The sequence below is a fragment of the Caballeronia sp. KNU42 genome, assembly GCF_053760385.1.
Map to the genome: position 1 here is coordinate 589,170 of NZ_CM132388.1, position 13,347 is coordinate 602,516.

Sequence of the window (13,347 nt, forward strand, 5' to 3'; positions counted from 1 at the left end):
GATTGTGAAGCGGGGTGATTAGCTCAGTTGGTAGAGCGGCGCCCTTACAAGGCGTAGGTCGGCGGTTCGAGCCCGTCATCACCCACCACCGTTTCGCAAGCAAGGTCCGAAGTTTTGTGTAAAGAAGTTCGGAACAGCAAAAGGAAACCCGCATAGCTATTGGCTCTGCGGGTTTTTTATTGTCTGCGAAGGATTTAAACAAGGGCGCTTGGCGGTGGCTTTGCCGCGCCGCTTCTGCGCCAGGATGTCGAGTCCGGTGCCATGCTCGCCGACTGCTCGCCATAGCAGATAGGATTTGCGTCACAGAGTGATAATCAGCTAACCGATGGCGTCGGCTGGCAACCGATGACCGTGGCAGAGCGACTCAGACAGTCTCATCACGCTTGCTTCTGCTTGATGGCGTCAAATTCCTTGTCATGCATCACATCGGCGACCGAGCGACCGGCACGCACCGCTTGCACCATGGCATCTTGCCGGCGGGCTATACGCTCGCCAAGCTCGATGACTTCTTCAATCCGTTCGCTTGGGACGAACACTGTTCCGCATCGGTCGGCAATGACGAAATCATCTTGCCGCACGACGACACCGGCAAAGCGGATCGGCCCGGCCGCCGACAGTTGTGCCAACCGGTTGCGCGCGCTGATCATCGTGATCCCACGTCCATAAACCGGATAGCCGATTGACTCGCTGCCTTCGATATCCCGGCTTACGCCATCGATCACCGTGCCACGCACGCGCTTGAACTGCGCAGCGTTAGCGATGATGTCACCCCAGCAGGAGATTCCCTGCGTCCCGCCGGCAATAACCAGCACGCGATCATCGGTGTCAATTCCCGCAATCACCGGCGTGATGATGTGCGCCTTTTGCTGACCGTCAGCCTTGGGTCCCAACTGGATGGTGCTGGCGCGGCCAACGATTTTCGGGCAGTCCCATAGTGGCTGAATGCCGAATGTCGCTCCGGCCAGACCGAGGAAATCCAGCGCGTCTGACACTGTGTTGGTGTCGAGCGCCGCGAGGCGGTCGAGTAACGAACGCTCTGCCATGGCAAGCCTCATGGTGTGGTGAGGAGGCCAGTCTCACATTGACAGTTCGATATGTATATTTCGAATTTCGGAATGGATTGATACGTGGAGGCTATGAGGAAATGGCGCCGCTCATAGTCGATCCTGGACTGAGAGTGACTGTGAATTGCTTGATCAAACAGGCCGTTTTCCAGCCTTTAACAGGGTGACTACCGCGTCCACTAGCGGGTTTTCCCGCGCCGTGCTCCAGGCCATTGCCGTTGTCACCACACTCACTTTCTCCCTCAGCGGCCGGAACACGACGTTCTCAGGTGCGAGCTTCTTAAGTGACGCCGGCACCAGTGCGATGCCCTGGCCGCAGCCTACGAACGCGACCTGAGACGCGACAGAGCGCACCTCGTGAACTATCCGCGGTGAAAACCCATTTGCGCGGCACGACGCCACCAGACTGTCGAAGTACACGGGACTTACCTTGCGCGGAAACATCACGAAATCTTCACCCGCAAGGGAGGCGAGCCGGATGCGTGTAGCAGAGGCCATCGGATGTTCACGTGGCATGGCCACCGCGAGGCGATCCTGCGCCAACGCGAGCGACTGGATCGTCCCTCCCAGGTCGCCCTCCAGCCTGACAAAGGCCAGGTCGATGTCGCCGGTTTCAAGCGCTGGAATGGCTTCGGCGCTGTCGATCTCTTTGACCGATACGGTGAGCTGCGGGTAGTCGGCCTTCAGCCGCTCGATCAGCGGCGGCAGGATATCGAGCATGGCTGACGATATCGCACCGATGGTCAGCACTCCGCTGCGCCCGGCAACGGCCTCGTGAACCGCGAGCTCGAGACGCTCGAGCTGCTCCGCAAACTTGCGTACGGCCGGCAGGATGGCCGCGCCCACCGGGGTGAGGTACGTGCCGCGCCGGGAGCGCTCGAAGAGTTTTACCTTCAATGCCTGTTCCAGCGCCTGGATCTGCTCGGTCAACGGGGGCTGGGACATGTCCAGGCGCTTTGCCGCGCGCCCGAAGTGCTGTTCCTCGGCGACCGCCAGGAAGAGCCACAAATGACGGATAAGCCGGAAATTGATCATGATCGTTTGATAGGTTTGGCGTATCAGATGCTTCAATTATTCGGAATTTACATATCGGACTGTATGCGCGAACTTACGTCATCGCAACCACATCACCGCACTGCCGTGACGCGCGACAAGAAATTCGAAGCCATCCGGGAAGGAATCAAACGATGAATCAAGAAGATCAAGAGTTGGTCGCCCTGTTCGACGGACTGGATACACCCGGCGTCTCGGATGCGATGGACAAGCTGGGTTTGCCTGGCCAGTGCCTCGGCATCGCGCCGCTGGACAACTACCCCGGCGTTATCGTAGGACCTGCATTCACGGCCAAATATGTAACGGCCAGCACACCCGCTGGATCGGTTGGTGATTTCATTGATGACGTCGGCGAAGGCGACGTGCTGGTGATCGACAACAACGGGCGCACCGATTGCACCGTGTGGGGGGACATCATGACCCAGTATGCGGGCGCCCGGAAGATTGCTGGCACGGTCATCGACGGCGTATGCCGCGACGTCGGGAAGGCCTTGAGCGACCGTTACCCCCTGTTCACCAGGGGCCGATTCATGCGCACCGGAAAAGACCGGGTTCAGGTCGAGGGCGTCAATGTACCGGTGTCGATTGGCACGGCCCGTGTTTGCGCGCGCGACATTGTCGTCGCTGACGCCAACGGTGTCGTGGTCGTGCCGCGCGATCGCGTACGCGAAGTGGCGGCGATCGCGCGCCAGATCGAGACGGTCGAGGCGGACATCCGCACACAGATATCCCAGGGCAAGACACTGAAGGAAGCACGCGAAGCGCTGGGCTACCACACACTGCAGCGGAAGGCGTCATGAGCCACGCAACTGCACCCTTGCCATTGCCTGCGGACTTCGAGGCCCGAGCGCGAGCGCTCGGCAGCTCCACGCTCTACGAAGCATCTGGCTTGCCATGCGCTGTCGACCCGCTCGTGCGTGGCATCTGGAACGGCGCATTCATTGCCGCCCCTGCGTATCCACTGGTGTGCTCGCCGGGTGACAACCTGGCCATCCACATCGCCCTGGAGCGGGTGCCGCGCGGCTGCGTACTCGTGGTCGGCACCGGCAACTTCGTGGCCGGCTATTGGGGCGAGGTGCTCACGGTCGCTGCTGAAGCAGCCGGTGTGGTGGGACTCGTCATCGATGGCGGCGTGCGGGATGTAGCGGCCGTGACGGCGCGGCATTTTCCGGTGTTCGCACGCGGCATCTCGGTTCGCGGCACCGTGAAGGCCAGCGCCCCCTCGGTTGGCGAACCTATGATGTTCACCGGCGTGCCGGTCGCCGCAGGCGACCTGGTGGTAGCCGATGACGACGGCGTCATCATCATCCCGGCGGCTGATGCGCAACGCACGCTCGTCGATGGTGAAGCACGTGCGTCGAAGGAAGCCACGATGATGCGGCAACTCACGCAAGGAGCGAGCACGCTTGAATTGCTCGGCCTGACACGCTGGAGAAACGCATGAATAGGGATCATCAAACCCTGAACATCCACCTGGCTCAGGCACAACCTTCTGCCACTTATCGCATGATGGATCGCGTCGCAGCACGCCGTGCTTGCGGCGCCAAGGTCATCTCGCTGAGCGCCGGCGAACCGGATTTCGACACGCCCGTGCACATACGCGAGGCCGCCATCGAGGCGATTCGTGCAGGACACACACGCTATACGCAGGTCGCCGGTATGCGACCGCTTCGCGAAGCGGTCGCGGCGAAGTTCCGCAACGAGAATGGCCTTGAGCTCACCTGGCAGGACACTATCGTCTGCAGCGGCGGCAAACAGGTGATATACAACGCGCTGGCCGTTACCCTCAACGAGGGGGATGAGGTAATCGTGCCGGCACCTTACTGGGTGAGCTATCCGGAGATGGTCCAGCTGTGTGGCGCGCGCGCGGTGATCGTGACCTGCGGGAACGAGAGCGGATTCAAACTCACTCCACGGGCGTTAGCCGATGCAATCGGACCCCGCACGCGCTGGTTGATTCTTAACTCGCCGTCCAACCCTACAGGCGCGGTCTACACACGGGACGAGCTTGCGGCGCTCGCCGAAGTACTGCTTGCCCACCCGCATGTCCTGGTGCTCTCCGATGATATCTACGAGCACCTGATCTTCGACGGCGCCGCCTTCCACACGATCGCCCAGGTCGAGCCGCGTCTGATGTCTCGCACGTTGACGATGAACGGTGTGTCCAAGGCATATGCAATGACGGGCTGGCGCATCGGCTTCGGGACCGGACCGCGTTGGCTGCTCGATGCCATGGAGAAGCTGCAAGGACAGCAGACCTCGGGCGCCAGTTCGATCTCACAACATGCAGCACTCGCGGCGCTCACGGGTCCGCAGCAATTCATCGGCGAAACGTGTTCCGTGTTTGAGCAGCGCCGCGACCTCATGGTGCGATTGCTCAACGAGACGCCAGGATTGTCCTGTCCTACTCCAGGTGGCGCGTTCTACGCGTTTGTGTCGTGCGAGGGCCTGATCGGACGCACGACGGTTGCGGGCACAAAATTAATGACCGACGAGGACGTGGCGAGCGCGCTGCTGGATGAGGCCAACGTGGCCGTCGTGCAGGGCAGTGCGTTTGGGCTTGCTCCGTATATCCGCATTGCGTACGCGCTGGACGACGACGCGTTGATCGAAGCATGCCGGGCGATCAAGCGCTTCTGTCAGTCGTTGTAAGCGGTTTTGTGAACGACCCACCTGGAGCATTCATGCCATCCCCGAACGTTTGTGCCGCGCCCCAGTCGACTAGCGCTCTAATGATGTCATCAAATACAGAACTCACGAAGACAAGCATTGAGCTAGACGTGCTGGGCGTCAGGCTGAAGCTTGCTGTCATGTATCGACCCGGGGAAGGGGCGCCAGTTTTATTTCTGCACGGCTTCGGGTCAACCAAGGAAGACTACGCGGATGTCGTTCTAAATCAGGCGTTTGACGGGCGTCCTATCATCGCTTATGACGCTCCCGGCTGTGGTGAAACCGAATGCGCCGATTTGAACGCAGTGTCTATTTCCTTCCTCGTTGAAACGGCGCGCCATCTGCTCGCGCACTTCGCCGTGGCCGACTTCCATGTGGTCGGACACTCGATGGGTGGACTGACCGCGTTGATGTTGGCAGATGCAGAACCAACCCGCGTTCTAAGCTTTATCAACATTGAAGGTAACGTCGCTCCGGAAGATTGCTTCCTGAGTCGCCAGATCGCGGATTTTCCTACCGAAAACGCAGAGCTATTTTTCGAGAACTTCATTGAAAGGACGTGGCGTTCGCGCTATCACTCCTCAGCGCTTTACGCTGCGAGCCTTCGGCATAAGGTACGGGCAGCAGTTGTGAGGGGCATCTTCACGTCGATGGTCGAGCTATCTGACCACGGAGACCTGATGAGGCGATTCCTGTCGCTCCCGTGTCCGCGAATGTTCATGCATGGAGAGCAAAACGATGGCTTGTCCTACCTGTCCAGCCTCCAGGAGAACGGTGTCCGGGTCGCGAGGGTTCGTTCCTGCGGACACTTCCCGATGTACTCGAATCCGGTTGAGATGTGGAGCCTGATCGCGGATTTCTTCAGGTTTCCTGATGAATAGTATAGGAGGTGAATTTACCACCCTGCTATGGCGGTCAGCGCTGTTTTTTGCTGGCAACTCCTTGAACGAGTCAGGGTGTTGCACTTCATATCCTGGAACTCGGACCGCAACTGGAGAATCGCATGAATATCAACATTCAAAGACTATTGCCGATGAGCGCTGCGGCGATTCTTTTGGGAACGGTCGGAACGGCCGCGGTAGCAGACGAGATCGTCAAGATCGGCCACGTTGCGCCGTTGACCGGCGGCATTGCCCACCTGGGCAAGGACAACGAAAACGGTGCACGCCTCGCAGTTGAGGAAATCAATGCCAAGGGTCTGACGATCGGCGGCCAGAAGATCATTCTTGAACTCGACGCGCAAGACGACGCTGCTGATCCGCGCACGGCGACGCAAGTGGCGCAAAGGCTCGTCGACGATAATATTGTCGCCGTGGTCGGGCACCTGACCTCGGGCACTTCAATACCGGCCTCAAAGATCTATAGCGATGCAGGGATCGTGCAGATCTCACCATCGTCGACCAACCCGGGTTACACGCAGCAAGGCTTCAAGACGACATTCCGTGTGGTGGCGACCGATGCGCAACAAGGTCCGGCGCTCGCCAAATACGCTTCCGAGGACCTGAAGCTGAAGAGCGTCGCGATCGTCGATGACTCGACCGCTTACGGCCAGGGTCTCGCGAACGAATTCGAAAAGACTGCGAAGTCGCTGGGCATGAACGTCATGTCACACGACGCGACCAACGACAGGGCTGTCGACTTCCGCGCTATCCTGACGAAGATCAAGGGAGAAAATCCCGATGCGATCATGTACGGCGGCTCGGATGCCACTGGAGGTCCGTTCGCGAAGCAGGCAAGGCAGCTCGGCCTGCGTGCGAGAGTGCTGGCGGGAGACGGTTTGTGTACTGACAAGCTGTCGGACCTCGCTGGCGATGCTACCGACAACGTGGTCTGTTCGGAAGCAGGGTTGGCGCTAGAGAAGATGGTGGACGGCAAGGCGTTCGAAGCGAAGTACGAGAAACGTTTTGGCCAGCCGATCCAGATTGATGCTCCGTTTGCTTATGACGCCGTGTACATCATCGTTGATGCAATGAAGCGTGCACAATCGGTCAATCCGGCGAAGATCCTCGCGGCCATGCCGAGCACGGATTACAAGGGTGTGATCGGTGAGACGACTTTCGACTCGAAGGGCGACCTGAAGCACGGCGTGATCTCTCTCTATACCTTTAAGGCGGGCAAGAAGACGCTGCTCGACGTGGTGAAGATGTAATTATCGATGGGGTGACGGATGGTAATCTTTCATGCCATCCGATTAGCATTGCGAATCATGGGAGTTCGGTGAGACGCATGATGCGCGCTGCGCGTGCGTTGATTGCGTCGCTTGAGTGAGCGTCTTTGACCCGAATTTGTCGCCGTCGCAAGCTATCACGATCTCACTAATTTCAACTGTGCATATCTGGTTGCATGAACTCGGTCATGTGTATTGCGTTCACGCGACAATATGCATCCGGCCGCATCGAAATCTCATGCGGCACGGTGATTGCTAAATTTCTGGTCAAGCAGGCGGCAACCGTCTGCGTCTACATTCCATTGCTATCAAGGAGGGACGGATCATGAACAAGGCAATCAGCACATTAGTTGCGGCCGTCGCCGCACTTACGTTGTCGGGGGGCGCCTATGCACAGGCGGCCGGAGGTTCGGGCGGCAACGGTTCGGCGGGCAGCACGGCAAGCCCCGCGAACCAGATGAACGGCACGACGCAGATGAACGGCGCCACGAGCGGATACGGCACGCCAGGCATCACGAATTCGGATAGCGGCATGGCCGCCAGGGCGCCAAATTCGGGCCTGCCCAGTAGTACGAACGGCACGCCACCTGCCACCAGTGCTCCAAAGACCAACAACACGCTGGCGACCCCGAGCGTAGTGTCCCCGGGCGCGGGCCAATAACGGCAGTCGAGGATGAAAGCCGGCGTGAGCAGGCGTAAGCGCATCGCCTGCGCATATGGTAGTGGGGCCTAAGTAAGCTTGCCCCCGGGTCGGGTTCGGCCTGCATCAATGGACTAATCCCACGCAGTCTGCAATTCGAAACTTGGGGCCATCAATCGTTATGTGTCGTTTGGAAGACCGCTGCGCGCCTGCACAGCGGTCTTTTGCTTGTCTTGAAGCCTTTTTAACGGCAGCTCGAGTTCGCCAATCCATTGTGTATTCGTTCTTCATTCCCTAATTGAAAATCTTGTCTGCCTTTGGCGTTTTTACAGGGACTAAATCGGGAACATGGGTGCTATATTTTCGCGAGCTTCTTAGCCTCAACGCGGGTTCGAAAATAGCGCTCAAAGCCGTCCAGGAAGTTCGGAGAAGCAAACTGAAACTTGCATTGCTATCTGGCACTGCAGGATTTTTATCGCCCGCGATTTTGTTTGGACAACTGCTTGAGTCCGTTGCAACATAGTGTTTGCACGGCGCCCTGAGTGGCGTGCAGACATCGCATATAGGAGATAAAAAAATGCAGGTCAGCCGCACGATCAGTACCGTCGAAGTCCATACCGCCGGCGAGCCGTTCCGGATCGTCACGTCGGGACTTCCCCGCTTGCAGGGTGACTCGATCGTGGAGCGCCGTGCCTGGGTGCGCGAACATGCGGACAACATTCGCCAGGCCCTGATGTTCGAACCACGCGGACACGCGGACATGTACGGCGGTTATCTCACGTCGCCCGTTTCACCCACGGCGGATTTCGGTGTGATCTTCCTGCACAACGAAGGATATAGCGACCACTGCGGACATGGTGTGATCGCACTGGCAACGGCGGCGGTGGAGCTCGGCTGGGTGCAGCGCGAATCGCCCGAAACGCGTGTCGGCATCGACGCACCGTGCGGCTTTATCGAAGCATTCGTCAAGTGGGACGGCATGCACGCGAATGGTGTGCGATTCATCAACGTGCCATCGTTCATCTACAGGCGCGACGTGAGTGTCGAGACACCGGCCTACGGGACGGTGAGGGGAGATATCGCATTCGGGGGTGCGTTCTATTTCTACACCGACGGCACATCGCATGGCCTCACCATTCGTGAGTCGTCGGTCGACGCCCTCAAGCAATTCGGCGCGCAAGTGAAGATCGCCGCCAATCGGGCGTTTCCGCTCGTGCACCCGCACATCCCGGAAATCAATCATATCTACGGCACGATCATTCACGGCGCGCCAAGACTTCCCGACTCGACACAGGCGAACTGCTGCATTTTCGCAGACCGGGAAGTAGACCGTTCTCCGACGGGTTCGGGCACCGCAGGCCGCGTGGCGCAACTCTATTTGCGTGGCGAGATCGGGCAAGACGATGTACTCGTGAATGAATCGATCATCGGCACGGTGTTTCGTGCGCGTGTTGTCGGTGAAACGCAACTCGGCGAGTTCCCCGCCGTGATCCCCGAGATCGAAGGCTCAGCCCATGTTTGTGGATTCGCGAACTGGATCATCGACGAGCGGGATCCGCTCAAATATGGATTCCTTGTACGTTGAGCGGTGTTCGCTTCGAATGACAATTGCCCGTCGTGATCCGGTCCGGCGCTCCGGTTTCCTGTCATGACGCAGCGTTACCTTGGTCCCGGATCCCCCCGGGAATTGTGAGCATGTCGGCGCTGACAATCTCCCGTCATCGACAGCAGTCCTATTGCTTTGGTCTTGATAGACTTGCGCTTTCAGAAAGAAACCGGGGGAAACGGGTGAGCCTCGACGAATATTACAGGCGACTGGAGCTACCAGAGAGCGCGTCGCCGGCAGACGTCACACGCGCATACCGGCGGCTGAGGGCAAAGTACCACCCGGACCGCAACAAGGGCAGCGAGTCACTAGTCGAGCCGGTGTTCAAGCGCGTGCAGGAAGCGTTCGAGATTCTGATCGGCAAGCGTGAGCCCCGGGTGGCCCGCCCGACGTCGAGATCGACATCGACGTCGGCGCCGGCAGGGAGCCGTGGCAAAGCTTCCCCGTCACGCGAACACCGGGGGCCGCCGGCGCGCGGCGCGAGCTGCCTGATCAGACTCTTTGTGCCGCTCGAAGCCGCGATCCATGGTGGCGAAGTTGATGTGAGCTACCCGGTAAGCGGACCGTGTCAGCAATGTCAGGACAGAGTCTCGCAGTGCACGCGCTGTTACGGCAGCGGCCAGTCGGTCTCGGGTACGCGCTGCGCCGCCTGTGTGGGGACGGGACGCCCGCTGGCGAGTCACTTGTGTCCAGCGTGTCTCGGCGCTGCCGCCATGACCTACCGGAAGTCCGAGACAGTCAAGGTCCCCCCGGGTGCGTGGGACGGTCAGCGTCTCGTCGTCGAAGGCGCGGGCCACCCTGGGCCCAACGGCGGTCCGCCGGGCGACGCCACCTTTTCAGTCGTGATCGCGTGCGGCTCGGCCTTTCGGCGCGACGGGCTGAATCTCGCTTGCGATGTTCAGGTTGATTTCGTCACGGCCACGCTCGGCGGCTGCTTCGAAGCGCACATCCTGGGCCACGCGCTGCGGCTGACGATTTCGCCGAACGCGCATCCGGGCAGCACCATCCGTCTGCTCAGGCACGGGCTTACGGACAGCATTGGTACGCGCGGCGACCTGACACTGCAACTGGTGCTCACCATGCCGGCCGCGGTTTCACATTTGACCGACAACGAGCGACAAGCGTTACACGAGATGTTTGCGAACGCGCAGCGTCGGGCCACGCAGGCAATTCCGCCACGCTCTTGAGACTATTATTTTCGCGGGGTTGACTGCAAGCTTCCGTGCGTTCGCCGTTGCCTGCAGCATCCGATTCGCCCTTATGTTACGGAGCCCTACAGACCCCCCTCAAATTGCGCGAATTCTATCCAGTTCGGGTTCTTGCCGACCGGGTACTGTCTGATCGCCTTGAGCGCACCGGTTTGCTTGTCGATGTGATACACGCTCATCTGCGTCGACAATTGTCCTACCGCCAGCAGATAGTTTCCCGACGGATCGATATTGAATCCACGCGGCTGCTTCTCGGTCGGCCATGTGCCAATTCGCGTGAGCGTGCCCGATTTCTTATCGACGCGAAACGACGCAAGCGTGCTCGATGTGCGTTCCGATGCAAACAGGAAGCGGCCGTCCGGCGTCAGATGAACGTCAGCACCCCAAGGCTTGTCGCCAGAAAAATCCGGCGGCACGATCGAGACGGTTTGCACGGGCTTGGCAGTGTCATTCGCGGCATCGAAAGCAAGCACATGCAGCTTGCCGTCGAGCTCATCGATCAGATAGGCAAACCGATGATCCGGCGAGAAGACGAAGTGACGTGGGCCGGATTTCGGCGGGAGTGTATAGGCGGGCGCCGCATCGGGCGTAAGTTGCCCCGTGAGCGCATCGAACTTCAGCCGCAGCCATGCATCGGAGCCGAGGACAGAGGCGAATACATAGCGGTTATCGGGGGCGTTCCGGATTGCATGGGCCATCGGCCCCGTTGGCACGGACTGCTGCGGATCGCCCGCCAAACCGTTCGCGTCAATGCGATTCACGGCAAGCAGATTGCCGCCGTACGAAGCCGAGAACAAATAGCGGCCCGTGGCGTCGGTGGAGAGGTAGGCCATGCTCTCGGCCAACGGCGAGGTCTTGAGCAGGATCAGGCGGCCGTTGAGCGGGTTGATCGCAAAACTGAGCACGCGATACGGCTTGGAGCGCAACCCGGCATAGAGATGATGGTGGTCGGGCGAAAGAGCCAGCGGCATGACGGTTCCGCCGACCGCAAGCGTCTCGACCTGCGATAGCGCGCCATTCGATTGATCGAGCCGGAGCACTGAGATATCTTCGCTGTCGGCATTCGAAACATAGACGTAGGTTGCTGCTTGCGCCGAGTTCATAAGGATGCCGAAAGTGAGTGCACCAGCAATGACGCGCCAGGTCGTTTTTATTTTCATCGACGAATTAATTGGGTGAGTGGGTTTGTCTAAGCGCGGACGTTGGACAAATCGAAGAACGGACCGCACGTGTGTGAACCTGTTTGATAGCGAGCTCAATTCCAGGCTGCTTACTCGCTCAATTGAAAAGCCGCTACCGCGTCGGCCATTTGCTTCGCTTGCTGCTCGAGCGAACTGGCGGCGGCCGCCGCTTGTTCCACCAACGCTGCATTCTGCTGGGTCACCTGATCCATCTGGCTTACCGCCTTCCCCACTTGAGCGATCCCTTCGCTTTGCTCAAGGCTCGCCGCTGTAATTTCGTTCATCAGGCTGGCGACCTTTTGAACCGCGTCGACAATCTCGGTCATGGTGTTGCCTGCTTGCGCGACCAGGCCATTTCCCAGCTGCACGTCATGCACCGAAGTCCCGATCAGCGTCTTGATCTCTTTAGCCGCGTTCGCGCTGCGTTGCGCGAGGGTGCGTACTTCCGTTGCCACCACGGCAAAACCGCGTCCATGTTCTCCCGCCCGTGCCGACTCCACCGCAGCGTTGAGTGCCAGGATGTTCGTCTGAAACGCGATGCCATCGATCATGCCGGTAATCTCGGCGATCCTGTTGGAGTTCGTGCTGATCGCATTCATCGTGGCAACTGCTCGCCCGACTACTTCGCCTCCGCGTTGCGCCACGTCCGCGGCCGTTGCGGCCAGCGTGCTCGCCTGTTGAGCGTTGTCGGCGTTTTGCTTGACTGTCGAGGTCAGTTCTTCCATGCTCGCAGCCGTTTCTTCGAGTGATGCCGATTGCTCTTCCGTCCGGCTCGATAAATCGATATTCCCCGCGGCGATCTCTCTCGCGCCGGTATTGATCGCGTCGCAATTCGAGCGCACATTCATCACGGTATCTGTCAAGCCGTGCTGCATTCGGCGCATGGCGTCGAACAATTGGCCGATTTCATTCTGACCGCCTTGTGGAATCGCGATCGTGAGGTTGTTCGCAGCAATTTGATCGAGCGAGGCAACGGCGCGTTTCAACGGGTCGATCACGATGCGTCGAAGCGCGAGATGAGTGACCGCGATCAGGCAAAGCGCTCCGATCACACCGATGACCACCAGGGTGATTACCCATCCATGTTCGCGTTCACCCTGCGCCAGCGTGTCTTTCATCAACGAGTTCGAGAGATTCTGAAAGGCCTCCACGTTCGATGAATACTTTGCCCCCGCGCCCGTAATGTCCTTGTCATTGATCGCTGCATAGGCGGTTGTGTCGTCACCGCGCAAGGCGTCGCTGGCTTTCGTTAGCAGTGCCGCCAGGGCGTTCGACGACTCGACAAGCGATCGCTGCAATGCTTCATCCCGTCCGGCGAAGCTTGGCGCGTCGCGAAACGCGGCCGTTTCCGTAGCGGCTCGATCGAGGGTAACCTGCGCGCTTTTCAGGGCTGAGTCGCGCGTGGCGGTGTCGTTACGCTCCTTGAGGGCGGAATAGGCTCGCGTGAGCGCCGAGCGCGTACGCGTCGTGTCCTTATAACCGTCGTTGACCAGGATTTCTTGCTGGGCGATTTGTTGCAAGCGACGGGCGTTGTCATTTGCGCGGCCGAGCATAAGCACACCCAAAATCGCGCCCATGACGATCATTGAGGCGAATACGAAAAGCACCAGTAGCAGGTTGGAGCGGATTGTCACGTTTCGCATGTTTTCAGTTTGGATGGTCGACCTAGCCAGGTTAACGGCGCGCCGTGGTTGAACTTGACCCATGCGCAGCCTTTTCACCTTGATGCAAAGCCGTAAGGGCTGGTAAGACGGTGAA

At 59.4% G+C, this 13,347-nt stretch carries 12 protein-coding genes and 1 tRNA gene; 9 read left to right on the forward strand and 4 right to left on the reverse strand.

Annotation, left to right across the window (positions count from 1 at the left end; genetic code table 11):
- Positions 1–12: 12 nt before the first annotated feature.
- Positions 13–88 (forward strand) — tRNA-Val (locus tag ACSOSP_RS02570).
- Positions 89–377: 289 nt separating this feature from the next.
- Here the strand turns inward: ACSOSP_RS02570 and ACSOSP_RS02575 are convergent.
- Positions 378–1,043, reverse strand: coding sequence for an RraA family protein (locus ACSOSP_RS02575; RefSeq protein ID WP_455309384.1), 666 nt, complete (start codon positions 1,041–1,043; stop codon positions 378–380).
- Between the two features lie 153 nt (positions 1,044–1,196).
- A complete protein-coding gene (locus ACSOSP_RS02580; RefSeq protein WP_455309385.1) occupies positions 1,197–2,099 on the reverse strand; it encodes a LysR family transcriptional regulator in 903 nt (300 codons plus the stop codon).
- Positions 2,100–2,251: 152 nt separating this feature from the next.
- Between ACSOSP_RS02580 and ACSOSP_RS02585 the strand changes: the two genes are divergently transcribed.
- The 8 genes from ACSOSP_RS02585 to ACSOSP_RS02620 all read left to right on the forward strand — a co-directional run bounded on the left by ACSOSP_RS02585 (position 2,252) and on the right by ACSOSP_RS02620 (position 10,387).
- Positions 2,252–2,917, forward strand: coding sequence for an RraA family protein (locus tag ACSOSP_RS02585; RefSeq protein ID WP_455309387.1), 666 nt, complete (start codon positions 2,252–2,254; stop codon positions 2,915–2,917).
- Positions 2,914–3,561, forward strand: coding sequence for an RraA family protein (locus ACSOSP_RS02590; RefSeq protein WP_455309388.1), 648 nt, complete (start codon positions 2,914–2,916; stop codon positions 3,559–3,561). The genes ACSOSP_RS02585 and ACSOSP_RS02590 overlap by 4 nt, the downstream gene beginning before the upstream one ends.
- Positions 3,558–4,769 carry a pyridoxal phosphate-dependent aminotransferase gene (locus ACSOSP_RS02595; RefSeq protein ID WP_455309389.1) on the forward strand — a complete coding sequence of 404 codons (1,212 nt, stop codon included), beginning with the start codon at positions 3,558–3,560 and terminating at the stop codon, positions 4,767–4,769. The genes ACSOSP_RS02590 and ACSOSP_RS02595 overlap by 4 nt, the downstream gene beginning before the upstream one ends.
- A gap of 83 nt (positions 4,770–4,852) precedes the next feature.
- Positions 4,853–5,668: an alpha/beta fold hydrolase gene (locus ACSOSP_RS02600; RefSeq protein WP_455310822.1), complete on the forward strand. Its 816-nt coding sequence runs from the start codon at positions 4,853–4,855 to the stop codon at positions 5,666–5,668.
- A 122-nt stretch (positions 5,669–5,790) separates the two neighbouring features.
- On the forward strand, positions 5,791–6,936 hold the full coding sequence (locus ACSOSP_RS02605) for a branched-chain amino acid ABC transporter substrate-binding protein (RefSeq protein WP_455309391.1): 1,146 nt from the start codon (positions 5,791–5,793) through the stop codon (positions 6,934–6,936).
- 343 nt (positions 6,937–7,279) lie between these two features.
- The gene (locus ACSOSP_RS02610; protein ID WP_455309393.1) at positions 7,280–7,615 is read left to right on the forward strand and encodes a hypothetical protein; all 336 of its coding nucleotides are present in this window, start codon (positions 7,280–7,282) and stop codon (positions 7,613–7,615) included.
- Positions 7,616–8,171: 556 nt separating this feature from the next.
- Entirely contained in the window at positions 8,172–9,179 is a 1,008-nt protein-coding gene (lhpH, locus tag ACSOSP_RS02615; protein ID WP_455309394.1) for a trans-3-hydroxy-L-proline dehydratase, read from the forward strand.
- Positions 9,180–9,382: 203 nt separating this feature from the next.
- Positions 9,383–10,387, forward strand: coding sequence for a DnaJ C-terminal domain-containing protein (locus ACSOSP_RS02620; RefSeq protein ID WP_455309395.1), 1,005 nt, complete (start codon positions 9,383–9,385; stop codon positions 10,385–10,387).
- Positions 10,388–10,473: 86 nt separating this feature from the next.
- Here ACSOSP_RS02620 and ACSOSP_RS02625 read toward each other — a convergent pair whose 3' ends face one another.
- On the reverse strand, positions 10,474–11,511 hold the full coding sequence (locus ACSOSP_RS02625; protein WP_455309396.1) for a lactonase family protein: 1,038 nt from the start codon (positions 11,509–11,511) through the stop codon (positions 10,474–10,476).
- Between the two features lie 167 nt (positions 11,512–11,678).
- Positions 11,679–13,232 (reverse strand): methyl-accepting chemotaxis protein, encoded by a 1,554-nt coding sequence (locus ACSOSP_RS02630; RefSeq protein WP_455309397.1) that lies wholly within the window; start codon positions 13,230–13,232, stop codon positions 11,679–11,681.
- Positions 13,233–13,347 lie beyond the last annotated feature (115 nt).

Excerpts from the sequence above, each read along its gene's own strand:
- ACSOSP_RS02600 (WP_455310822.1), top strand. The coding sequence starts at position 4,853 with ATGTCATCAAATACAGAACTCACGAAGACAAGCATTGAGCTAGACGTG.
- ACSOSP_RS02630 (WP_455309397.1), bottom strand. The coding sequence starts at position 13,232 with ATGCGAAACGTGACAATCCGCTCCAACCTGCTACTGGTGCTTTTCGTA.
- ACSOSP_RS02580 (WP_455309385.1), bottom strand. The coding sequence starts at position 2,099 with ATGATCAATTTCCGGCTTATCCGTCATTTGTGGCTCTTCCTGGCGGTC.
- ACSOSP_RS02590 (WP_455309388.1), top strand. The coding sequence starts at position 2,914 with ATGAGCCACGCAACTGCACCCTTGCCATTGCCTGCGGACTTCGAGGCC.
- ACSOSP_RS02595 (WP_455309389.1), top strand. The coding sequence starts at position 3,558 with ATGAATAGGGATCATCAAACCCTGAACATCCACCTGGCTCAGGCACAA.
- ACSOSP_RS02605 (WP_455309391.1), top strand. The coding sequence starts at position 5,791 with ATGAATATCAACATTCAAAGACTATTGCCGATGAGCGCTGCGGCGATT.
- ACSOSP_RS02575 (WP_455309384.1), bottom strand. The coding sequence starts at position 1,043 with ATGGCAGAGCGTTCGTTACTCGACCGCCTCGCGGCGCTCGACACCAAC.
- ACSOSP_RS02625 (WP_455309396.1), bottom strand. The coding sequence starts at position 11,511 with ATGAACTCGGCGCAAGCAGCAACCTACGTCTATGTTTCGAATGCCGAC.
- ACSOSP_RS02585 (WP_455309387.1), top strand. The coding sequence starts at position 2,252 with ATGAATCAAGAAGATCAAGAGTTGGTCGCCCTGTTCGACGGACTGGAT.
- ACSOSP_RS02610 (WP_455309393.1), top strand. The coding sequence starts at position 7,280 with ATGAACAAGGCAATCAGCACATTAGTTGCGGCCGTCGCCGCACTTACG.
- lhpH (WP_455309394.1), top strand. The coding sequence starts at position 8,172 with ATGCAGGTCAGCCGCACGATCAGTACCGTCGAAGTCCATACCGCCGGC.